A 22,739-nucleotide genomic window follows, 5' to 3' on the forward strand; every position below is an offset into this window, starting at 1 on the left:
ATCTTTCAGGCCCCTTGCAGGGCGTAAATCATGCAAAGCGTACGGCCGGGCTTGGCTGGGCGCTCGGTGTTCTTGTCGGCCTCGCGGCCCGGCTGCCGCGAGAGTTCCAATCTCTGTTGTCCAATCTTCTGGCTGTGTTGTTTGCCGGACTGATGGCTGGAACCTGCGACTGGCTTGTCGGCGCGGGTCGCGCATCTGGCGGAACATCGCAGACGCTCGTCATGAGCTTGATCGGCGCCATGGTGACCTGCCGCCTCTTCGGCTATCAGTTCGAAACGGGGCGCGGCCAACGCAGCGCGCGGCAGATGCTGGACCGCGCCAGCGTCCTGCTGACCTTTGTCATTGCTGTTGCCCTCATCAACGTCCTTGTCGAACTGGGCCTGACATGAGCCTGCGCGGTATCCTGAAGGAACACGTCGCAGCACGGCTGCTGATGGCCGCGGGCCTTCTAGACCTGATGATCGTCTTTGTGGCCGCAAGATCCCTTGCGCCGCTGCTGCAAGACGAGATCCCGGCCCTGCGCGTGGATTACGCCGAAATCGTGATCTTTGCCTTGCTGGTTCCCATCATGTGGATCATCTGCGACCTGCTTCTGCCCGGAACCTCGCCAGGTCGCTTGTCCATGGGCCTCGAGATGGCGCACAAGAGCGGCGGATCCCTGTCCGTCGCGCGTCGCAGCATGCGTCTGCTGGGCAAGCTGAGCACACTGGGACTGTCGGGACTGCGTGTCGGGCGGCTTGCAGGATACGATCGTGCAACAGGCACGGTCTGGCTGTCGGCGATGTCGCGCGTTCCCCTGACGCCCCCCGAGCAGTGGCGCTTGAAATTCATCAATGGAACCTATGCAGGACGCTCGATCCAGCTCCTGCGGATACCCGGGTTTTCAGACCAGAAAACCCTTCGGATCGGACGGGGCGAGGGGTGGGCGAACATTGTGCTGAACGATCCCAAGGTTTCAGCCCGGCATTGCTTGCTGCGTGTGCAGGGACAGCAGGTTGAGATCCGCGATGGGGCAGAGCCAGGGCATCCCTCGGCCAACGGGACCTTCGTTCATGATGGACGCATCTCCAGCGAGCACTGGACCCCACTGCCGCTTGACCAAGTCTTCCAGATAGGCACCACGAAGATGCAACTGGTGGCGTAAGATGCACCCGACGGCGCAAACGCGGAACCGGGGTTCTTCGACCGATTGCTTGGCCGGTCGCGCCGATCCGCGAATTAGCAAAGACCTGCGGTTTGCTTCTCCAAGTATCAGACGCGCAGGCCAGGCAAGTCCCCGCGCCCCCGACCGGATCAGGGGCGCGGGCGTCATCACCAGGCGTTGTAGCCCAAGTACTTGCCCGACATCTCCAGCTTGACGCGGTCGCCCTTGGGGTTCGGCTCGCGCGACAGGGTCATCTCGAAATCGATGGCGGACATGATGCCGGTGCCGAACTTCTCCTCGATCAGCGCCTTGATGGTCGGGCCATAGACGCCGACGATCTCGTAGAGGCGATAGATGCAGGGGTCGGTGGGGACGGCTTGGCTCCAGATCTTGGTGGGGGGTTCGGACAGAAGGTCGGTGGCCTCCGAGGGCAGGTCCAGCGCCGCGACCAGCGCCTGCGCTTTCTCGGCGGGAAAGGCGTTCATGCCCATGCAGGCCGAATGGGTGAAGACGGGGGACATGCCGATCATCTCGGCGATGCCCTCCCAGGACAGGCCGCCCGCCTTCTTGGCGGTCAGGATCAGGGCGGTGACATCCTCGCGGGTCAGGGCGGGGGCGATCTGGGTCTGGTCTTTCATGGGGGTCTCCTCGGGTTGTCGAAGGGGTTACAGGCCAAGCCCGGTCAGGCCGGGATGGTCGTCGGGGCGCGGGCCCTGGGGCCAGTGAAACAGGCGGTCGGGCTCCGCGATCGGCAGATCGTTGATCGAGGCGTGGCGTACGGCCATCAGCCCCTCGGCGTCGAACTGCCAGTTCTCGTTGCCATAGGCGCGGAACCACTGGCCGTCCGCATCGTGCCATTCATAGCAGAAGCGTACGGCGATGCGGTCGGGGGCGTGGCACCAGATCTCCTTGATCAGGCGATACTCGTGCTCGGCCTGCCATTTGCGGGTCAGGAAGGCGCGGACCTGGTCGCGGCCGCGCAGGAATTCGGACCGGTTCCGCCAGACCGTGTCGGGCGTATAGGCCAGCGCCACCCGGTCCGGGTCGCGGCTGTTCCAGGCATCCTCGGCCATGCGGACCTTGGTAACGGCGGCGTCATGCGTGAACGGCGGGACCGGAGGCCGGGTCATTCGGCAATCGCGCGCAGATGGGCGGGGGCCGGAGTCGTGGGCTGCGTCAGGTCGATGCGCACCGTCTCGGGGCGCTGCGCCTCGCCGCCCGAGGCCTGCCCCGCCAGGTCCTTGGACCGCTTGCCCAGGAACTGCACCAGATGGTTGCGGATCGCGTAATAGTTCGGATGCTCGACGATCTCGGTCCGCGTGCGGGGCCGGGGGATGGTGATCTGCACCGATTCCGCCACGCGGGCGAAGGGACCGTTGGTCATCAGCAGGATGCGGTCGGCCAGCAGGATCGCCTCGTCGATGTCATGGGTGATCATGAAGACAGTCTGGTTCGTGCCGCCCCAGATCTTCAGCAACTCGTCCTGGATGGTGCCCCGCGTCAGCGCGTCCAGCGCGCCGAAGGGCTCGTCCAGCAGCAGCAGCTTGGGATGGTTGGCGAAGGCCCGCGCGATGGAGACGCGCTGGCGCATGCCGCCCGACAGCTGGCTGGGCTTGCGGTGGATCGCCTCGCCTGTCAGGCCGACCATCGACAGGTAGCGCGTCGATTCCTCGTCGATCCGGGCCCGGGTCCAGTCCGGGTGGCGGGCGCGCACGCCGAAGCGCACGTTGCCAAGCGCGGTCAGCCACGGCAGCAGCGAATAGTTCTGAAAGACCACGCCCCGATCGAGGCTGGGGCCGCTGACCTCGGCCCCGTCCATCGTGACCACGCCCGATGTGGGCTGGGCCAGCCCGGCGAGGATGTTCATGATCGTGGACTTGCCGCAGCCGGAATGGCCCAGGATGACGACGAACTCGCCCTTCTCGATCCCGAAGCTGGCATTTTCAAAGACGGTCATCTGGCCGCCCTTGCCGTCGGGAAAGCGCTGCGACAGCAGCTCGACGCTGACAAAGGGTTTGCTCATGAGATGTCCTTTTTCATTCCGCATAGGTCAGGCGGCGCTGCAGGACGGCGAAGACGCTGTCCAGAAGCATGCCGGTGACGCCGATCAGCAGGATCGAGAAGATGACCGAGGCGAGGTCCAGGTTGTTCCACTCGTTCCAGACGTAATATCCGATGCCGGTTCCGCCGACCAACATCTCGGCCGCGACGATGACCAGCCAGGCGATGCCGATCGAGATGCGCATGCCGGTGATGATGGTGGGCGCCGCGGCGGGCAGGATCACGGTCAGCGCGGTGCGCAAGCTGCCCAACTCGTGGGTGCGGGCGACATTGACCCAGTCCTGCCGCACACCCGACACGCCGAAGGCGGTGTTCAGCAGCATCGGCCAGATCGAGCAGATGAAGATGACGAAGATCGCGCTCGCTTCGCTGTCCTGGATGATGAACAGCGCCAGCGGCATCCAAGCCAGCGGAGAGATCGGGCGCAGCACCTGGATGAACGGGTTCAGCGCCTTGTAGGCCACCGGCGACATGCCGATCAGGAAGCCAAGCGGGATGGCGATGATCGCGGCCATGCCGTACCCGGTCAGCACCCGGCCAAGCGAATAGGCGATCTGGATGCCGATGCCCTTGTCGTTGGGGCCCGCGTCATAGAAGGGGTTGCTCAGCTGTTCCCACGCCTTGACGGCGACCTCGGACGGGGCGGGAATGCCCGCGCGGGCCGAGCCGCCGCCCATCAGGCGCTCGTATTCGGTCATCTCGGTGGCCAGCTGCTGGGCGGGGATCGCCATCTCCCATGCCAGCAGGGCCACCGCCAGGATCAGCACCGACAGCAGGGCCGCGCGGCGGTTGTCGGACCAGGTGCTGGTCATGCGCCGCGCCCGATGGCGAAGCTGGACAGATAACCCTCGGGATCGGCAGGGTCGAAGGTCTTGCCCATGATGTCATGGGTCCGGTAATTCTCGGCCGGGGCCTCGTAACCCAGATCCTGCATGACGGTGCGCGCATCGGCGGCCAGATAGACCTGCTCGGCGATGCCGCGGTAATCGACGTCGCCCTCGATATAGCCCCACCGCTTCATCTGGGTCAGGATCCAGACGCCCATGGATTGCCACGGGAAGGGGTCGAAATCGATCCGGTCGGGCACCTGGCGCACCTCGCCCAACCCGTCGGCGAATGTGCCGGTCAGCACCTGCTCGATCACCGGGACAGGTTGGTTCAGATAGTTGGCGGGCGCGATGGCGGCGGCGATCTCGGTCCGGTTGGACGGATCGCTGGCATATTGCGTGGCGTCGATGATCGCGCGCAAGAGGGCGCCATAGGTGTTGGGCATCTCGGTTGCAAAGCGCGCAGGCGCGGCGAAGGCGCAGCAGGGATGACCCTCCCACAGCTCCTTGGTCAGCAGGTGGATGAAGCCGATCCCCTCCCACACGGCGCGCTGGTTGAACGGATCGGGCGACAGGAAGCCGTCGAGGTTTCCGGCGCGCAGGTTGGCCACCATGTCCGGCGGCGGCACCACGCGGATCTGGATGTCCTGATCGGGGTCCAGCCCGTGTTCGGCCACGTAATAGCGCAGCAGGAAGTTGTGCATCGAGTATTCGAAGGGCACGCCGAAGGTCAGGCCCTTCCATTGCGCGGGGTCGCGCTTGTCCAGATGCTCGTTCGACAGCACGATGGCTTGGCCGTTGATGTTTTCCACCGCCGGCATGATGAAGGGCTGCGCCGTCGACCCCGCCCCCATCGTCATCGCCAAGGGCATCGGCGTCAGCATGTGACTGGCGTCGTATTCTCCCGACAGCGACTTGTCGCGCGCCACCGCCCAGCCCGCCGTCTTGATGACCGACACGTTCAGCCCATAGCGGGAATAGAAGCCCATCGGCTCGGCCATGATGATCGGCGTGGCGCAGGTGATCGGCACGAAGCCGATGGCCAGGTCCGTCTTTTCCAAGGGCCCCAGGCTTTCCAGCACCGCCGCCTTGGCCTGATCCAGCGGCAGGACCGAAGCCAGCGCGGCGGCCATCGTGCCGCCCCCCAGCATCCCCATGAAGGACCGGCGCGACACGTCGCTGTGTCCGAACATCGACCGCACGATCGCGCTTTCGACCGCCCGCTCGATCATTGCCTCGGGGGATGCGGGCAGGGACTGCGGGGTCGCGCGGCAGCCGGTGCAGGCGCATCCGGCCCCATGGCGCAGGTCGGTCTGTGCCGAGAAGGGATCACCCAGGGCTCTGATCGTCATGTCGGACCTCTCTGATTGTGTTGGATCCAGTTTGACGTGGAGCAGGTGAGGGGAAAACGGTCGGGACAGGCTCGTGACGGTTTTATTTTACTGTTATAAAATATATACTTAGGTTGCAGCGAACCAACCGTTGCGTTACGAATTTTCATAAAATACGATATTTCGTTTGCGCTTTGTTAACCTGGCGGGCAGTCATGCCGCATGGATGACGACATTGATTCCCTCCTCGGCCACCTGCCCCTTGCCGCGCTAATCCTGGACACGCAGCAGGATCGGATCGCGTGGGCTAACAGGGCGGCCGCGCAGCTTCTGACCCTGTCCCGCCCTTCCGGTGCCCGCTTCTCGACCCTTCTGGGCCGGGCGCTGCCGAAATTCATCGTCTTCGCCGACGAGGTCGCGCATCGGGGTCAGGCCTGGGCGCGCGACATCCCCCTGTCGGACGCCCGGGACCAGCCCCTGACGGTCGAGCTGCGCGCCACCCCCCTGCCCGGCCGGCCCGGACATCTGCTGCTGACGCTGCTGGATCTGCGCGAATTGGACCTGCGGGCCGAAGCCGCCGAGGCGGCGCAGACCTTCCGGTCCGGCCTGATGGAATGGAAGCACGCGCAGGCCTTCTTCGCCGATCTGGAACGCCAGAACCAGCTGATCCTGAATGCCGCAGGCGAGGGGATCTATGGCGTCAATGCCGAGGGCAAGACCACCTTCCTGAACCGCGCCGCGCAGGAAATGCTGGGCTGGACCGCCGCCGACCTGCTGGGTCGCGACATCCATTCGGTGATCCATCACCATCACCTGAACGGCGACCATTATCCCGCCCATGACTGCCCGATCTATCGCAGCTTCCGTTTCGAGCAGATCCACCGGATCGAGGACGAGGTCTTCTGGCGCAAGGACGGCCGCCCGATCCGGGTCGAATATGTCTCGACGCCCATCTACGACCACAAGGTGCTGGCGGGCGCAGTGGTGATCTTTCGCGACATCACCGAACGCTACGAGAACGAACGGCGGCTGCGCGAGGCGCTGGATCAGGTCGATGCGCTGCGCGACCGGCTGGAGCAGGAGAACGCCTATCTGCAGGAAGCGATCACCAGCGAGCGCGCGCATCATGACATCATCGGCGGGTCGGGGGCGACACGGCAGGTGCTGACCCGCATCGCGCTGGTGGCGCCGACCGATGCGCCGGTCATGATCACCGGCGAGGCGGGCACGGGCAAGGCGCTGGTGGCCACCGCGATCCACAAGGACAGCCCCCGCCAGCGCCGACCGCTGATCGCCTTCAAGTGCAGCGCCCATGCCCCCGACATGATCGAGGCCGAGCTGTTCGGCCAGATGCGCAGCCATCAGCTGGGCACGCAGCGCGACCGCCCCGGCAAGCTGGAGCTGGCCCATGGCGGCACGCTGTTCCTGGACGATCTGGCCGAGATGCCGCTGGAGCTGCAGGGCCGCCTGCTGCATGCGCTGCAGACCGCGCAGGTCACCCGGCTTGGCGATCTGCGCGCGCGGCCATTGGACATCCGCGCGATCGCCGCCCTGACCCGCCCCCCCGAGGTCGAGATCGACGCGGGCCGCCTGCGCGACGATCTGGCGCTGTTCCTCAACGTCTTTCCCATCCAGTGCCGCCCGCTGCGCGACCGCCCCGAGGACATCCCGCCCCTGACCGATCACCTGCTTGGTCTGGCCTGCAAGCGGATGAACCGCCCCTGCCCCCTCGTCTCGACCCGCACGATGCAGCGTCTGCTGGCCTATGACTGGCCCGGCAATGTCCGCGAACTGGGCAATGTCATCGAACGCGCGGTGATCCTGTCCACCGGCCATGACAAGCTGGTCCTGGACATGGGTGAGGAGGCCGCGCCCCTGCCCGCAACGGGGCGCGCGGTGCTGACCGAGGCCGAGGTGCAGGCCATGGCGCGGGCCAACATCCTGAACGCCCTGCGCGAGACGCGGGGAAAGGTCGCAGGTGCCGGGGGCGCGGCCATCCTGCTGGGCATTCCGGCCACCACATTGTACTCCCGCATGGCCAAGCTGGCGATCCGCGAGGCGGAATGGACGGTCCCCGGCGGCTGAAGGATGGGAAGATGACACTGTTGCTGCCCCGGCGCATCGGCTACAGCCGCTCCGAGACCGTCTCGGACCTTCTCGTGCACGCGATCGGCTTGGGCGCGGCCCTGCTGGCGGTCCCGATCCTCATCTCGCGGACATGGTCCCTGGGCGGCGAGGCATCGGCCCTCGTGGGCGTGTCGGTCTATGGCGCGACGCTGATCGGGATGATCCTGTGCTCGGCGCTCTACAACATGAAGCATCCGGATGCCTGGAGCCCTGTCCTGCGGCGGCTGGACCATGCCGCGATCTATCTCAAGATCGCGGGCTTTGCCACGGAGTGGTCATGGACTTGCAACAACGACCGCTCGAACACGAGCATTGACGGCATAACGCCCGCGATGAAATTGAAAACGGCTGCGAAAATACGATCACGTCCCGTGAAAAGCGGGGGGACTACCCGCGCGACGCAGCGAAGGAGTATGGACCGGCAGCGAGATGAACCGCCCCGGGTTTGTCGGAGAGTTTCTGGTTCAAGGATCAGGCTACTTTTTCGACAGCGTTCAAGTTTGCATAGAAGGCCTCCTCTGCTTGACCTGAGAACGGCGGTGCAAAAATCGGCCACGGTAGCGGCGGGATGACCCTGCTGCGGGCGGCGTAAAAGTCGTCCGCCTTTACCCTTTCTGGCGACAGGGAGGGCGGGAGGATTTTCACCGTGGACTTGTATCGTAGAGTGCGATTGGCCTGTGCCGAGGGGATGAGCCAGCGCGAGGCAGCGCGTCATTTCAACATCGCGCGCGACAGCGTAGCCAAGATGATGACGTTCTCGGTTCCGCCCGGATATCGGCGGACGGCCCCTGTGAAGCGGCCGAAGCTGGATGCCTACACCGGGATCATCGACGGCTGGCTGGAGGGCGATCGGGAGGTCCATCGCAAGCAGAGGCATACGGCGAAGCGGGTGTTCGAGCGGCTTCGCGATGAGCACGGGTTCGCCGGCGGCTACACGATCGTGAAGGACTACATGCGGGAGCGCGAACGGCGCGGCCGCGAGATGTTCGTGCCGCTGGCACACCCGCCCGGACATGCCCAGGCCGACTTCGGCGAGGCGGTGGCCATCATCGACAGTGTCGAGCAGAAGGCGCATTTCTTCGTCATGGACCTTCCGCACGGCGATGCCTGTTATGTCAGGGCCTATCCAGCGGCGACCGCGGAAGCCTGGGTTGACGGTCACGTCCAGGCCTTCGCATTCTTCGGCAAGGTGCCCGCATCGGTCCTCTACGACAACGACCGCTGCCTGGTTGCGAAGATCCTGCCGGACGGGGCGCGCCAGCGAGCCACGCTCTTCAACGGGTTCCTGTCGCATTACCTGTTCCGCGACCGCTACGGCCGCCCGGGCAAGGGGAACGACAAAGGTAACGCTGAGGGCTTGGTTGGCTACTCTCGCCGCAACTTCATGGTGCCGATCCCGCAGTTTGCGACTTGGGACGCGTTCAACGCCCATCTGGAGGCGCAATGCCGCAGGCGTCAGGGGGATGTCCTGCGCGGCCAGTCCGAGACGATCGGCCAGCGCCTTGGGCGGGATCTGGCTGCGATGTCCGACCAGCCGGCCGCACCGTTCGAAGCCTGCGATCAGGCCACTGGCCGGGTCAGCTCGCAGGCGCTGGTGCGTTACAAGACCAACGACTATTCGGTGCCGGTCGCTTACGGACACCGCGATGTCTGGATCAGGGGCTATGTCGCCGAGGTCGTGATCGGCTGCGGTGGCGAGGTCATCGCACGTCATCCCCGCTGCTATGACCGCGAGGACATGGTCTTCGATCCGGTGCACTATCTTCCGCTCATCGAGCGCAAGATCAACGCCCTGGACCAGGCGGCGCCCCTGGCCGAGTGGGATCTACCACCAGAGTTCGCGATCCTACGCCGACTGATGGAGGCGCGGATGAACAAAGTCGGACGCCGCGAGTATGTTCAGGTTTTACGCCTGCTCGAGACCTTCTGCCTCGACGACCTGCACGCCGCCGTGAAGAAGGCGCTGCAACTGGGTGCCGTCAGCTTCGATGCCGTTAAGCACCTTGTGCTCTGTCAGGTCGAAAGGCGTCCGCCGAAGCTGGACCTTGATGTCTACCCCTACCTGCCGCGCGCCAACGTCGCGACCACATCCGTGGCGAGCTACATGTCCCTGCTGTCGGGAGATGTAGCATGACTGAAGCCCCGAGGATCCTGCTCACCCACCATCTGAAAACGCTGAAGCTGCCGACGTTCCTGCGGGAGTATGAGAAGGTTGCGCGCCAATGCGCCGCTGAAGGGCTGGACCATGTCCAGTTCCTGTCGCGCCTGGTCGAATTGGAACTGATCGACCGCGAGCGGCGGATGGTCGAGCGACGCATCAAGGCCGCGAAGTTCCCGACGACCAAGAGCCTCGACAGCTTCGACTTCAAGGCGATCCCCAAGCTCAACAAGATGCAGGTGCTGGAATTGGCCCGCTGTGAATGGATCCTACGGCGCGAGAACGTCATCGCCCTCGGGCCGAGCGGCACGGGCAAGACCCATGTTGCCCTCGGACTGGGGCTGGCCGCCTGTCAGAAGGGCATGGCGGTCAGCTTCACCACCGCCGCGACGTTGGTCAACGAGCTGATGGAGGCCCGCGACGAACGCCGCCTGCTCCGCCTGCAAAAGCAGCTGGATGGCGTCAAGTTGCTCATCATCGATGAACCAGGCTTTGTGCCGCTGTCCAAGACCGGTGCCGAGCTCTTGTTCGAGCTCATCTCTCAGCGCTATGAGCGCGGTTCCAAGATGATCACCAGCAACCTGCCATTCGACGAATGGACTGAAACCTTCGGCACCGAACGCCTGACCGGCGCATTGCTCGATCGACTGACCCACCACGTCAATATCCTCGAGATGAACGGCGACAGTTATCGGCTCGGACAAAGCCGCGCCCGAAAGGCCGAAGCAACCACATAATCGCACCTTGCGAGATTGGCCCTGCGGGCCAAAGCGCCATGGCACGCGCCAGCTATTTGGGAAGCGCGCGCGCCATGGCGCTTGGCGCCTCGCCACTGGCCTGGTTTTGCGCCGCCGCGTGGCCGGTTTTTACGCCGCCGTTGACAGCTACAACTACTTCAAAGCCGCAGGCTATGAGGTCGATTGAGTGCAACCGGCTCTAGCGCGACTTTGGCATGTTCTTGCTGATGTGATAACTTCTGGATTCACGGGCGGCGGTTTAAGTGATTCATAGGGACCCAGCTTTGAGGAGGCTGGCGGTTCATGGGGAATTGGCGCGTCAATCTGGAATCCTGGCTGGTGCCGTTTGTTGGGACACACGACACGGGCGCGGATGTGCCCCGGCATATATCGCCGGACTGATTGGCCCGGGTGATCGCAAGAGCGTCCAGCCGATGGCCGCGCGGGATGGGGCGGTCAGTTATGATCAACTGCATCACTTTATCGCAGACGGGGTCTGGGACAGCACGCCGCTGGAGGCGACGCTTCTGGCCGAGGCCGACAGGCTGGTCGGCGGCGAAGATGCCTTTCTGGTCATCGATGATACCTGCCTTCCGAAGAAGGGGGACCATTCGGTCGGGGTTGCGCCGCAATATGCGTCCGCACTGGGCAAGACCGCAAATTGCCAGTCACTGGTTTCCGTGACGCTGGCATCACGTGAGGTGCCGGTGATGGTGGGGTTGCGGCTGTTTCCGCCCGAGATCTGGACGGGAGATTCCGACCGGATGGCCCGCGCCCGCATTCCTAAAGATCGGCAGGTTGCTCTCAGCAAACCCGAGATCGCCATCCTCGAGATTGACCGGGTAACGACTGCGGGTGTCCGCTTTGGCTGGGTGCTGGCCGATGCGGGATACGGGTCGAGCGGGCCTTTCCGCCAAGCGCTGAGCGCGCGCGGCCTGAGCTGGGCGGTCGGCCTGTCTCGACGCCAGAACGTCTATCCGGCAGATGTCGGGTTAGTCTTTCCGGAAGCGGCCAGAGAGCGGCGGCGGAAATATCACCTCCCGGACTGCGGGGCCGTTTCCGCCGAACGGATGCTGGAGGCTGGGAAATGGAGGAAGATCAGTTGGCGGCAGGGCACCAAAGGCAAACTGAGCTGCCAGTTCGCCGCAACCCGTGTCCGGATCTCCGATGGCCACCGGCATCGCATGGCAGATGGCCGTGTGCAGGCCATGCCCGGCGATGAAGAAGTCTGGCTGATCGGCGAACGTCGTTCGACCGGAGAGCGGAGATACTCCGCCTCCAACCTGCCAAACGACACGCCGATCAAGGCGCTCGCGGCCGCTATCACGGCAGATGGATCTGTGAACAGGCACATCAGCAACTCAAGGAGGAGCTTGGTCTCGACCATTTTGAGGGCCGATCCTGAACCGGCCTGCACAGGCACGCCCTGATGACAATGATCGCCTATGCCTTCCTGCAGTCCCGCCGCCTCGCCGCCGCGGGACGGGAAAAAAAGAATCCCCGGCCCGCCACCACAGCCGACAATGCCCGCTGTCTGGCAAGCCATCCTCGATATTCTCGCCCGTCCGCCGCCCGTGCGATGCCCTCACTGTGAAAGCCTTATCAGAGGAAAAAACCACGATCTGCCAAAGTAGTGCTAGGGACCCGTAAACGTCAGATCGTAGCTTCTGTCACCGACCGATTTGTGGGGAGTAGTTCAAACTTAATGGTCCCAAATGCAGCTTCGCCATATAAGATAACAAGTGTACAATCGCTGAAAGGCACCTCGAAGAATTGCCTGACCCGTCTTGCTGCGGTATGAGTGAGGGTGATCGGCGGCTTGGATTTTGACGATGGCGCAGTTGGGTTTCTTTGATCTTTCGGACCGCTACGCGAGCCTGGACGCCAAGAGGGACCCACTGGTCGAGATCGACGTTGTCGTGCCGTGGGATGAGTTCCGCCCGACGCTGGAGCGTGTCTGGCGCAAGCCGGATGCAGAGCGCAAGTCACGTGCCGGGCGCAAACCCATGGATGCCGTGCTGATGTTCAAGACACTGGTGCTGGGCGCGCTTTACAACCTGTCCGACGACCAGATCGAGTATCAGGTGCGCGACCGTCTGTCGGCCAGGACGGTTTCTGGGCCTGGAGCTCGAGGACCGGGTGCCCGATGCCAAGACGGTCTGGCTCTATCGCGAGGCGTTGGCGCAGGCAGGCTTGGTGGAGACGCTGTTCAAGCAGTTCGACAGCTATCTGGCGCGACAGGGTTACATCGCGCGGGGCGGGCAGATCCTCGATGCCTCTATTGTCCCGGTGCCGCGCAACCATAATGCGCGTGATGAAAACAAGGCGATCAAGAACGGTGAGGTGCCCGAAGACTGGGCCGACAAGCCCGCCAAGCGGTCACAGAAGGACGTTGATGCGCGTTGGACCAAGAAGCACGGGAAATCCCATTACGGCTACAAGAACCATGTGAACATGGACAGCAAGCACAAGCTGGTGCGGCGTTACCATGTCAGCGATGCGGCCCTGCACGATAGCCAGGCGGTGGACCACCTGCTGATGCGGGGCAATACCGGCGCGGGGGTCTGGGCTGATCCCGCCTATCGGTCCGAGGAGATGGAGGCCAGGCTGCGCGCCTTGAAGCTGAAGAGCCACATCCACCGCAAGGGCATGCGCGGCAAGCCGTTGACCGAACAGGCTAAGGGGAGCAATCGGACCAAATCCTCGGTGCGTGCGCGGGTCGAGCATATCTTTGGCGCGCAAGCCAACGACATGGGCGGCACGCTGGTGCGCACGATCGGCATGGTTCGGGCGAAGGCCAAAATCGGGATGAAGAACCTGGCTTACAACATGCGGCGCCTTGGTCAGCTGCGCCGCCTGAACCCGTGCCCGGCCTGACCCCGGGGCACGGCAATCAGGCCAAGAGGCAGGCGCAGCACCGAAGACCACACAGCACGCAAGGACGCCGACGGGTGACATCATCCCTGCCTCAAGCCGCCCAACCTATTATTCGAGGCCGGAAAGCGCAAAAATCGAGGTGCCCAGCATTCAAATCGAGCATCGCACCGATGCCGTGAATGACTACGGCACCCCGACCACCACCTGGCGCCCCTTTGCCAGCGTGCGTGCCGAGCGCATCGACCAGACCACCGAAGAGTTCATGCGCAGCTTTGGCGCCAGTGACGAGGAAGCCGTGGTGTTCCGCATCCGGCATCTGGACGGCATCAGCAACGCTGACCGGGTGCTGTGGCGGGGTGAGGCATTCAACATCACCCAAGTGACCCCCATCGGACGCCGCAAGGGCCTCGACCTGCGCTGCACGAGGCTGACGGAATGAAGGGCACCAAACCCCAACTGCGCGAAGCCGATGAACCCGTGACGGAGGCTCAGGCACCCGACTGGCTGGCCGAGGATGCCCGCGCCGAATGGGACCGCGTGATGCCCGTCCTGACCGAACGCAAGATCCTGACAGATGCCGACCTTGGCAGCCTCGAAAGCTACTGCATCTGCATCGGGCGGGTGCGGCAGATGGAGGCGGCCATTCAGGTTGAAGCTGAACCCGAGATGATGCTGAAGCTGATCCGGGTGCAGGACAAGGCCATGGCCTCTGCCCGTCAGCTGGCCGCAGAGATGGGTCTGACGCCTGTCAGCCGGTCCCGCCCCGCGATCCGCGAGGATGGCGACCAGGACAGCACCCCATCGCCTCTGGACGTGGGGTGAGGTCATGAAAACCATACCCTCGACCTTCCCTGAATGGATCTATGACGGGTCCGAGATCCCTGACCCCTACAGCTATGGTGAGCGGGCGGTGACCTTCCTGCGCACCCTGCGCCACCCGAAATCGATCCTGCCGAACCGGGCTTTCCAGCTCGATCCCTGGCAAGAGCGGATCGTGCGCCGCATCTATGGCCCCCGGCATGAGGACGGCACGCGGATCACCAACACCGTCGCGCTGCTGCTGCCCCGGGGCAATCGCAAGACCTCGCTGGCGGCGGCTCTGGCCCTGCTGCACACCATCGGCCCTGAGCGCCGGGCGGGCGGTGAAGCCATCTTTGCCGCGGCGGATCGCAAGCAGGCCGGTATCGGCTTCCGCGAGGCCGTGGGCATCATTCGCGAAGACAGGCGCATCGTCGCCGCGACTGGCATCTATGACGCGCACAACGCCCCCAAGAAGCTGCTCTATCGCAAGGACGCTTCTTATCTGGAGGTCATTTCAGGCGATGGCGGGCCGCAGCATGGCCGCACCCCTGCCTTCGTGCTGGCAGATGAAATCCATATCTGGAAGGGCCGCGACCTTTGGGAGGCCCTGACCACCGGCTTAGAGAAGATCGATGACAGCCTGCTGGTTGTGGCCTCAACTGCCGGGCGGGGTCAGGACACGCTGGCCTTCGACTTCTTCGAGGACGCCCGCAACGTGGCGCGTGGAAAGGTTGAGGATGACTCGATCCTGCCCATCCTGTTTGAGGCCGACCGCCGCGACGATTGGCAGGACGAGGATCTGTGGCACCGCGTGAACCCCGGCTTGCAACACGGCTATCCGAGCCTTGCGGGCTTCCGGCGCCACGCCAAGCGGTCACAGCGCAGCGTGGGCGACAGGCAGTCCTTCAAGCAGCTCAAGCTGAACATCTGGCTGGATGCCTCGACCGAGCCGCTGGTGGACATGGATGTGTATGACGCCGGGGCCAAGGATTACGACCTCGACACCCTCAAGGATCAGCCCTGCTGGCTAGCCGTCGATCTGTCTTCGACCAGAGACCTGTCGGTGATCGTGGGTTGCTGGCGGGTTGCCGAGGGTTACGCGGTCAAGGCGTGGTTCTTCTGCCCTCAGGACACCATCGACAGCAAGAACGATAGCCCGATGCTGGACAGCGAGGACGGCGTCTCCAAGCGCGCTGAGCAGTCTGGGGCCCCTTATCAGCAATGGCTGGAAGATGGCCTGATCACCGCCACAGTTGGCAACGTGATCGATTACGCCGAGATCGAGAACAAGATTATCGAACTCTGCGAGGAGTTCAATGTGCAGGAAATCGCCTTCGACCCCTACATGGCCCGCCAGGTGCAGCCGAAGATCCTGGAGGCGGGCTTTCCTGCGGTGGATTTCAGGAACGTGCCTTCGCTGATGATGCCCGCTTACATGGAGCTGGAGCGTGCCCTTCTGGGGGGCGAGTTCCACCATGGCGGCAACCCGATCCTGCGTCATTGCTTCGCCAATGTCGTCGTCGTCAAGCGCAACGATTACGGCCATGTCGTCAAGTTCACCAAACCCAAGCAATGGCTGTCGATCGACGGCGCGGTGGCAGCGGCAATGGCCGTATCCCGCGCAGCCGCGAACGAGGGCGGCCTGACCACCAATCAGACATGGTTCACCGAAGACATGTGGACCGCATGAGGAGCCAGAGATGAACGCAGCAGTGGGGGCCGACGAGCGCCTTGTGGTGATGCTGGAAGCCCGGGTGACCGAGTTCGAGCGCCGGATGCGGCAGGCCGAACAGCGCGGCACCAAGACCTATCAAGGCTTGTCCCGCAATTCCCGGTCGGCCACCCGGCAGATGGAAGCGGACATGATCCGCTCGACCGGCTCGATCAACTGGGCCATCGCCTCGACCACGGGGCGCATCGGCACCCTGGCTGCCTCCATGGCAGGCGGGCTGGTGGCCGGCGCAGCGGTGGGCCTGTTTGCAGGCGTCACCGGCAGCATCTCCAACACCGTCCGCAGCATGGCCGAGCTTGGCGACGAGGCGAAGCGGGCTGGCATGTCAGCGCAGTCCTTCCAGGAATGGAAGTTCGTGGCCGATCAGAACCGGGTCAGCGTCGATGCCCTGGTGGACGGCTTCAAGGAATTGTCCCTGCGCGCTGACGAGTTCATCGCCACCGGCAAGGGATCGGGCGCGGATGCCTTCACCCGCTTGGGCCTAGGCGCCGATAGCCTGAAGATCAAGTTGAAAGACCCCTCTGCGCTGATGCTGGAGATCATGGGCAGGCTGGAGGGGCTGGATAAGGCCGCACAGATCCGCATTGCTGATGAGATCTTCGGCGGCACGGGTGGCGAACAGTTCGTGCAGATGCTGGGCCAGGGCGAAGGCGCCTTGCAGGCCACCATCGACCGTGCCCACGAAACCGGCGCCGTGCTGGATGACGAGCTGATCCGCAAGGCCGAAGAGATCGACCGGAAGTTTGCGCAGCTGACCGGCACGGTCGGCAACTTCGCCAAGCGCGTCGTGGTCGAGTTCGTGGCTGCCGGGGTCGAGCTGACAGACTTCCGCGACCGGTTGGACCGACTGTTCGACAGCGAAGATCAAGGCCGGGCGATCCTGGGGGATGAGCTTTATGACAGCCTCGCGCAGAACCGGGACATGGTGGACGAGAACGCCGAAAGCCTGGGCGTCCTGAACCAGCAATACATGGCCCTCTCAGAGGAAGCCGACCGCTCTGGCATGGCCCTGATCGACGCCATCAGCAAGATGGACAGCCTAGGCTATGACGATGCGGCAGACATCCTGCGCACGGCCTACAGCGAAATGCAGACGCTGGTGGAAGCCTTCCGCGATGGGGAAGTGTCGGGCGCGGACTTCACAACGCAGCTTGGTGAGATCGAGGCCGCTGCCTCAAGCGCATTCAGCCAACTCGACGCCAGCGATCGGGTGCAGTTCTCCGGGGTCATCAGTCAGCTGGAACGCCTTGGCGGGGTCATCGGCGGCATCATCAGCCTTGCGAACAGCATGGGCGCGGCACTGGCACGTGCGGCAGGCGTGGCACCGGACCAGCAGGCCGGGCAGGCCATGCGCGACCGTCATGCGGCAGAGGCGGCCAGCCTTGAGAGCCTGGAGGCACAGCGCGCCGCCTCAGAAGGCTTCACGCAGGCAGAGACGGCCCGCAACAGCGCCAGCGCCGAACAGCTGCGCCTGCAACGCGAGATCGAGTCTGTCCGGGAACGGGCAGGTGAAAGCGGCGCATCCCTGACCAAACAGCAGGCCACCGACTTCGCCACCGCAGCCTTGGCGGCAGAGGATGCACGCCGGGAAACGGCTCGGGCGGGTCGCGGTGGTGGCGGTGCCAAGGGCGGCAAAGGCACGTCCGGGGGCAAGGAGAAGCTGGACGAATACCAGCGCGAGGCCGAGGCCATCCGCGACCGCACGCTGGCTCTTGAGGCAGAAGCCGCATCCCTGCTTGTGGTGGCCCAGAGTGGCGAAGACTATGGCGATGCCCTGGAATACGCCCGCACCCGCGCAGAGCTGCTGCACGCTGCACAGGAGGCCGGGAAGGCCATCACCCCGGAACTGACAGCCGAGATCGACCAACTGGCCCAGGGCTACGTCACAGCGGGGCTGGAGGCCGAAGCAGCGGCGGACAAGATGCAGCAGATCCAGGAACAGTCCGAGCGGGGCAAGCAGGCACTGGAGGGCATGTTTGGGTCGATCATCGACGGGTCCTTGTCTGCCAAGGATGCCGTGCTGCAATTGCTGGCCGAGATCGCCAAGGCGCAGATGATGAAGAGCCTGATGGGGATGCCCGGCATGGGGACCGCCAGCAGCGTCATTGGTGGCCTGCTGAACCCCGGATATGCAGCGGGCGGCTTTACCGGCGCGGGCGGCAAGTATGACCCGGCAGGCATCGTTCACCGGGCCGAGTATGTGATGAGCGCAGCGGCGGTGCAGAGGATCGGGGTGCGGAACCTGGAGGCCATGCACACCGGTGCGCTGCGGGGCTATGCCAACGGCGGTGCTGTGGGCATCTCATCTGGGGGTGGCGGCATCGGCAGGCAGGCGGTGGACGTGAAGGTGCATGTTACGACCAGCGTCGATGACAACGGAAACCTGCAGAGCTTCGTGGACAAGCGGGTTGATGGCGGGGTGAGGAACGGCCTCGCTTCCTATAACAAGGGCCTGTCGCGGAAGGTTCAGCACATCAACACACAGAACAGCAGGAGGCGCGGATGAGCCGGTTGCAGCGCGTCCTCTGCGCCTCTCTGGAGGCCCTTCTAGCAGGTGAAAAGCCCCGGATGCCGGATGCGGGCGGGGATATCCTCGACGCCTTCCTGCACCTGTCCCGTGCGCGGTCCTATCATCAGTTCGGCCCGAACCCGATCACTTGGGAAGCGATGGCTGCCTATGTCCAGTTGAGCCGCCGCCCCATCCCCCCGCATCATGCCGAGATCATCATGGCCCTGGACGATGTTTGGATGCGGGATGCGGGCAAGCGGATGGCAGGGCAGACCTCAGGAGCGCCAGCTGTGCCCATGGTGTCCAGCACGCCTCTATCGGCGAGGCTGTTCGATGCGCTGACGGGTGGGTGATGCGTTTAACGTCCGGGCACAATAACTTCACTTTCAGAACTTGATGCCCTTGAACGCTTCTATTCCAGCTTTCTCAACCGCAGCCTTGAGGGCATCCATCCCCTGCGCTTTAAGGTCTCCAAATCGTCCTAGCTGCGCGCCACAGTCTGCGCATGTGGCATCGCTATCGTCAGAGACTGGATCAGAAACCGCGACTTGAAGCGGGTCAGCCCCGCAAGATGAACAGCTAAGCGGAAGGTCGACAAGATCAGTGTTCATTTGAGAAACCCCTTTTCGCGTAGGTAGGATGTAAGAATTAACTCTGCCATCGACGCAGTTGATCTGTTGTCTTCGCGGGCAGCGGCTTCAAGCCCAGCCTTCACTGACGGCAGGATGCGCAGTCCAAGAGGCGCGGAGCGGGTTTCGCGTTCTACTGACAATGCTAGCACTTTCCTGTTGACAGATCCCTTCTCCTGGATGTATCAAACAATTGCTAACAAAGCAAGCAGCCACGCACGGTGTTACAGCACCACGCGCGGCCTAACCGAAACCCGATCCTTGAGGAGATCGAGCAATGGCTGATATTTGCCATAACACCCCCGGCATGTCTGGGCAAAGTCCTTCCCTGCACCCCGGCATCAAGGCCCGTCCCCTGGACGATATCCACCGCGACGCGGTGTTCTTGCACGCATTTGCGCAGGGCGTGGCCGAGCTACACGAAACGCTCAAGACCGATCTGTCGCCCGCGTCCAACTCGATGCCTGCTATGTTCGAAACCCTGATCGACCGCGCCAGCCGTCTGGTCAACGATATCGAGATCTTCGACTATGTGGAGAGCCGGAAATGAACACGCCCAATTGGCATGATGCCCACAATGCCACCGACATGCACATCGCGCGCATGCAGGGGTTCGCAGAGATCCTTTACGAGGTCGCTACCGAGCATCCAGCCCTATGCAAGAACGAACTACTCGCCAACGGCATCCTCGCCTTGATCCGAGCGATAAAAGAGGACGCGCGGCAGCTGGAGGAATTGCATTCCGTGGAATGGAAACTCAAGCCGAACGCCGCATCGGGCTGATCCAGCTTCCCAAAACTTCCCGCATCTTCCTACGTTCGCTGGGGGGATGCGCGGGGGGACTAATAAACGTACGCCCATAAGATGGAGCTAAAACAATGCCTTATGTTGGCATTTGGCGGAGGGAATGGGTCTGGAGTACAACCTTCTCTACGTCCTACGCACGAATAAGCAGAAACAGTGAAATGTCTCCCCTTGGACAGGTCGACCAAGCAAAACAGTTTGCCGATCCTCAAATACCACAAAAAATTCAGATCTGGACCCAAGCGGGAGAACGGCAGGGATGGTCCAAGAGCAGCGCCAGTTCATCGTCCAGATGCAACACCGAGATCGACACCCCCGCCATGTCCAGCGAGGTATAGTAATGTCCGATCAGTGTACGATGCACCTCGACGCCCCGCGCCTTTAGCCGCTGCCGCAAGCGGCGGTTGAGGATGTACAATTCCATCTGCGGCGTTGCTCCCAGCGAGTTTACCAGAAGGGCGACACGGTCACCATTCATGGGACGCATTTCCTGCAGGATCCGGTCGGCGATCAGATCGGCCGCCTCGTCGGCGGTGGCCAGTTGCGAGCGCGCGATCCCGCGTTCCCCATGGACGCCGACGCCGATCTCCATGTCGTCGGGTCCAAGGCGGAAGCTGGGCTTCCGACTTTCCAGCGAGGCTCCCGGCTCCAAGGCAATACCCATCGTGTAGCAGCGCTGGTTGGCGCGCATGGCCAGCGCGGCGCAGGTCTCCAGCGGCAGCATCCGATCGCAGGCGGCTCCTGCGATCTTGAAGACGAAAACGTTGCCCGCCACCCCCCGGCGTGCCGTCGGCGTGTCGATGGGGGCCGAGGCAATGTCGTCGGTCGTCACCACCGTCCGCACCGGCACGCCGCGCGCGACGGCCATCTCGGCCGCCATCTCGAAATTCATCACGTCGCCCGAGAAGTTGCCGAAGATGTGCAGCACGCCTGTGCCTCCGTCGGCGGCAAGCGTTGCGGCCAGGATCGGGTCGGGCGGGGGTGCGGCAAAAACGTTGCCGATGGCGACCGCATCGGCCAAGCCGCGCCCGACATAGCCGAAGAATCCCGGCTCGTGCCCTGACCCGCCGCCGATCACCAGCCCGACCTTGCCCGGGCGAGGGCCATCAGCGGCACGAAGGGCACGGGGGGCGCCCTTGATCGGGGCAAGCAGGTCCTGATGGGCGAACAACGCTCCCTCAATCGTCTCTTTGACGGCATCTTGCGGCCGGTTAAGGAATTTCTTGATGCGGAGCCGCTCTGGCAGGGCTTCGGGTGCGACCTGCCCGGTGCGGACGGGCAGGTCGTCATGGCCTTCGGATGTCAGGATCGCACGTGCCGTGTCGGCATCGGTCACCATCACGCTGACATAGCCGCCGCGCAGCGCTGCAAGGATCGCGGGCACCTTGTCCATTCCCCCGGCCACGCCGAGCCGGCAGGGGATGGTCTTCAGCGCGGACAGATCTATGCCGATGGTGCGCCCCTCCAACGGGCCATCCACCGGCGCACCGCCGGCCGAAATCAGTCGACCCGCGATGCTGCCGACGGCAGCATGATAATGCGCAGACATGGACACACCGTCGAAGAAGCCGCTGGTATGGATGGTGCTTTCCGGGCGCAGCGACGAAATTCCAAGAACGATGCGGTTCGCTTGCGCCAGAATCTCCATCTGCTCGGCCACCACGGGTTCCTGCACCAGCAGGGCACGCATCTCTGTCGAAGAGACGATTGCCGGGGCCGAGATCGGAATGGACCGCGCGCCAAGCGCCTCTGCCAGACGGGTCGCGCAGGCCTCGGGAGTCCAGGGGATCTTGGCGGTCGTCCCGCCGGTCGCCTGCACCACGCGCAGATCCTGCAGTGCGCCCCGGTCGATGCGATGGGCCATGGACAGGACAGTACGGCCCCAGGTGACGGCGATGGTATCCCCCGACCGCGCCAAGCGCGACAGCACCTGCGCCCCCGCCGCGCCAAGCCGGTCCAGCAAAGGTGCATCACTGCCGCTCGAGGGGATCACGAGGCAGTCCGCCAGCCCGAAATGATCCCGCATCGCCTGGGCCAGGCTGAGGGCACGAAAGCGGTCGGGATCGATCTCGATCGACACGATCCCCCGTGTCCGCGCATCGGCCAGATAGGAATTAACCGAGGGGCGCGAGACGCCCATCAGCGCCGCGATCTCTGCCTGCGTCAGCCCGTCCTGATAATAGAGCCATGCGGCCCACAAGAGCGGGTCGTCGCCAAAGCGCAGCGGCTGGCCGGTCACGCCGGGAAAGCTGCGCGGGGCCTCATTCTGGCCCATCAGGCGCCCCCGCCCGTCCGGCCTTCTGCCCAAAGCGCGAGGCTGTCCAGAAGCGCCGCCGCCGACACCGCACCGGGGTCCAGATGCCCGATGCTGCGCGGACCAAGCCGCGCCGCCCGTCCTCGGCTGGCCATCATCGGGCGCGTCGCCTGCGCCCCGTCGGCCGCCGCCGCCGCTGCCCGGCGCAGGATCAGGGCAGTCGGCTGTCCTTCGGCCAGTCCGGCGCGCGCGGCATGGGCGGCGGGGGCCCAGGCATCGACCATGGTCTTGTCGCCGGGCTTGCCGTGACCGCGCGCCTCGATCCCCTCGGCCATGGCGGCAATCAGTTCGGGCAGGCGGGCGAAGGGCACCCGTGCCTGCGGCCCGAAGCGATGGCCGGCGCGCAGCAGGGCGCTGGCGTAAAGCGGCCCGGTCGTGGCCCCCACGGCATTCAGAAGCGTCGAGGCCGCCAGCGAAAAGCCCTGTGCCAGCGTCTGGCCCCCGGCATCCGCATCAAACAGCGCGCGTGCAGCCGCGCCAAAGCCCCCGGACATGGCCACGCCGTGATCGGCATCCCCGATCTCGCCGTCCAGTTCCGCCAGCCATGCCTGATCCGCCGCCATGCGCTCGGCCAGGCAGCGGAAGAGGTCGGTCAGATCGGCGCGCGAAAAGCTGTGCATGTCCGGGGTCATTGGCATGACCGCCCGGCGGGGTGCAAGACGCATCGCCGCCGTCCTGTCGCCCGGGC

At 64.2% G+C, this 22,739-nt stretch carries 20 protein-coding genes and 3 pseudogenes; 15 read left to right on the forward strand and 8 right to left on the reverse strand.

Annotation, left to right across the window (positions count from 1 at the left end):
- Positions 1–14 precede the first annotated feature (14 nt).
- Together E4191_RS10445 and E4191_RS10450 are read left to right on the forward strand one after the other, a co-directional pair.
- On the forward strand, positions 15–389 hold the full coding sequence (locus E4191_RS10445; RefSeq protein ID WP_135313359.1) for a hypothetical protein: 375 nt from the start codon (positions 15–17) through the stop codon (positions 387–389).
- Entirely contained in the window at positions 386–1,144 is a 759-nt protein-coding gene (locus E4191_RS10450; RefSeq protein ID WP_135313360.1) for an FHA domain-containing protein, read from the forward strand. The genes E4191_RS10445 and E4191_RS10450 overlap by 4 nt, the downstream gene beginning before the upstream one ends.
- Before the next feature lie 167 nt (positions 1,145–1,311).
- Here the strand turns inward: E4191_RS10450 and cynS are convergent, their stop codons facing one another.
- The 5 genes from cynS to E4191_RS10475 are packed head-to-tail and all read right to left on the reverse strand — an operon-like array spanning position 1,312 to position 5,384.
- Positions 1,312–1,782 (reverse strand): cyanase, encoded by a 471-nt coding sequence (gene cynS / locus E4191_RS10455; RefSeq protein ID WP_135313361.1) that lies wholly within the window; start codon positions 1,780–1,782, stop codon positions 1,312–1,314.
- Positions 1,783–1,809: 27 nt separating this feature from the next.
- Positions 1,810–2,274 carry a nuclear transport factor 2 family protein gene (locus E4191_RS10460; RefSeq protein ID WP_135313362.1) on the reverse strand — a complete coding sequence of 155 codons (465 nt, stop codon included), beginning with the start codon at positions 2,272–2,274 and terminating at the stop codon, positions 1,810–1,812.
- The gene (locus tag E4191_RS10465; RefSeq protein WP_135313363.1) at positions 2,271–3,167 is read right to left on the reverse strand and encodes an ABC transporter ATP-binding protein; all 897 of its coding nucleotides are present in this window, start codon (positions 3,165–3,167) and stop codon (positions 2,271–2,273) included. The genes E4191_RS10460 and E4191_RS10465 overlap by 4 nt, the downstream gene beginning before the upstream one ends.
- 13 nt (positions 3,168–3,180) lie before the next feature.
- Positions 3,181–4,017 (reverse strand): nitrate ABC transporter permease, encoded by an 837-nt coding sequence (ntrB, locus tag E4191_RS10470; protein WP_135313364.1) that lies wholly within the window; start codon positions 4,015–4,017, stop codon positions 3,181–3,183.
- Positions 4,014–5,384, reverse strand: a complete 1,371-nt coding sequence (locus E4191_RS10475) for a CmpA/NrtA family ABC transporter substrate-binding protein (RefSeq protein WP_135313365.1) — start codon at positions 5,382–5,384, stop codon at positions 4,014–4,016. Before E4191_RS10475 ends, ntrB begins: the two co-directional genes overlap by 4 nt.
- A 201-nt stretch (positions 5,385–5,585) precedes the next feature.
- Here E4191_RS10475 and E4191_RS10480 point away from each other — a divergent pair, with 201 nt between their 5' ends.
- The 11 genes and pseudogenes from E4191_RS10480 (at position 5,586) to E4191_RS10530 (ending at position 18,657) form a co-directional block, all read left to right on the forward strand.
- Complete coding sequence (locus E4191_RS10480; RefSeq protein ID WP_135313366.1) at positions 5,586–7,448, forward strand: sigma 54-interacting transcriptional regulator; 1,863 nt, start codon at positions 5,586–5,588, stop codon at positions 7,446–7,448.
- A gap of 11 nt (positions 7,449–7,459) precedes the next feature.
- Positions 7,460–7,843: pseudogene (locus E4191_RS24165) on the forward strand (hemolysin III family protein); the annotation flags it as partial.
- A 293-nt stretch (positions 7,844–8,136) separates the two neighbouring features.
- Positions 8,137–9,624, forward strand: coding sequence for an IS21 family transposase (gene istA / locus E4191_RS10490; protein WP_176562690.1), 1,488 nt, complete (start codon positions 8,137–8,139; stop codon positions 9,622–9,624).
- On the forward strand, positions 9,621–10,385 hold the full coding sequence (gene istB / locus E4191_RS10495; protein WP_135311672.1) for an IS21-like element helper ATPase IstB: 765 nt from the start codon (positions 9,621–9,623) through the stop codon (positions 10,383–10,385). The genes istA and istB overlap by 4 nt, the downstream gene beginning before the upstream one ends.
- Before the next feature lie 310 nt (positions 10,386–10,695).
- Positions 10,696–11,979: pseudogene (locus E4191_RS10500) on the forward strand (IS701 family transposase).
- A 238-nt stretch (positions 11,980–12,217) separates the two neighbouring features.
- A pseudogene (locus tag E4191_RS10505) lies at positions 12,218–13,262 on the forward strand (IS5 family transposase).
- 139 nt (positions 13,263–13,401) lie between these two features.
- Positions 13,402–13,701, forward strand: coding sequence for a phage head closure protein (locus E4191_RS10510; RefSeq protein ID WP_228461232.1), 300 nt, complete (start codon positions 13,402–13,404; stop codon positions 13,699–13,701).
- Complete coding sequence (locus E4191_RS10515) at positions 13,698–14,084, forward strand: phage terminase small subunit P27 family (RefSeq protein WP_135313369.1); 387 nt, start codon at positions 13,698–13,700, stop codon at positions 14,082–14,084. The genes E4191_RS10510 and E4191_RS10515 overlap by 4 nt, the downstream gene beginning before the upstream one ends.
- A gap of 4 nt (positions 14,085–14,088) precedes the next feature.
- Positions 14,089–15,753, forward strand: coding sequence for a terminase large subunit (locus E4191_RS10520; protein ID WP_135314432.1), 1,665 nt, complete (start codon positions 14,089–14,091; stop codon positions 15,751–15,753).
- Positions 15,754–15,763: 10 nt separating this feature from the next.
- Positions 15,764–18,301, forward strand: a complete 2,538-nt coding sequence (locus E4191_RS10525) for a coiled-coil domain-containing protein (RefSeq protein WP_135313370.1) — start codon at positions 15,764–15,766, stop codon at positions 18,299–18,301.
- The gene (locus tag E4191_RS10530; protein WP_135313371.1) at positions 18,298–18,657 is read left to right on the forward strand and encodes a phage tail assembly chaperone; all 360 of its coding nucleotides are present in this window, start codon (positions 18,298–18,300) and stop codon (positions 18,655–18,657) included. The genes E4191_RS10525 and E4191_RS10530 overlap by 4 nt, the downstream gene beginning before the upstream one ends.
- A 33-nt stretch (positions 18,658–18,690) precedes the next feature.
- Here E4191_RS10530 and E4191_RS10535 read toward each other — a convergent pair whose 3' ends face one another.
- Positions 18,691–18,915 (reverse strand): ECs_2282 family putative zinc-binding protein, encoded by a 225-nt coding sequence (locus tag E4191_RS10535; RefSeq protein ID WP_136883980.1) that lies wholly within the window; start codon positions 18,913–18,915, stop codon positions 18,691–18,693.
- Between the two features lie 295 nt (positions 18,916–19,210).
- On the opposite strand from E4191_RS10535, the gene E4191_RS10540 reads away from it, so the two are divergent.
- Positions 19,211–19,483 carry a hypothetical protein gene (locus tag E4191_RS10540; RefSeq protein ID WP_135313372.1) on the forward strand — a complete coding sequence of 91 codons (273 nt, stop codon included), beginning with the start codon at positions 19,211–19,213 and terminating at the stop codon, positions 19,481–19,483.
- Complete coding sequence (locus E4191_RS10545; protein WP_135313373.1) at positions 19,480–19,716, forward strand: hypothetical protein; 237 nt, start codon at positions 19,480–19,482, stop codon at positions 19,714–19,716. Before E4191_RS10540 ends, E4191_RS10545 begins: the two co-directional genes overlap by 4 nt.
- 247 nt (positions 19,717–19,963) lie before the next feature.
- Here E4191_RS10545 and E4191_RS10550 read toward each other — a convergent pair whose 3' ends face one another.
- Both E4191_RS10550 and dhaL read right to left on the reverse strand, forming a co-directional pair.
- Positions 19,964–22,012, reverse strand: a complete 2,049-nt coding sequence (locus tag E4191_RS10550; RefSeq protein WP_135313374.1) for a bifunctional sugar-binding transcriptional regulator/dihydroxyacetone kinase subunit DhaK — start codon at positions 22,010–22,012, stop codon at positions 19,964–19,966.
- A complete protein-coding gene (dhaL, locus tag E4191_RS10555) occupies positions 22,012–22,716 on the reverse strand; it encodes a dihydroxyacetone kinase subunit DhaL (protein WP_135313375.1) in 705 nt (234 codons plus the stop codon). Before dhaL ends, E4191_RS10550 begins: the two co-directional genes overlap by 1 nt.
- Positions 22,717–22,739 lie beyond the last annotated feature (23 nt).

This window comes from Paracoccus liaowanqingii (genome assembly GCF_004683865.2).
GTDB lineage: Bacteria > Pseudomonadota > Alphaproteobacteria > Rhodobacterales > Rhodobacteraceae > Paracoccus > Paracoccus liaowanqingii.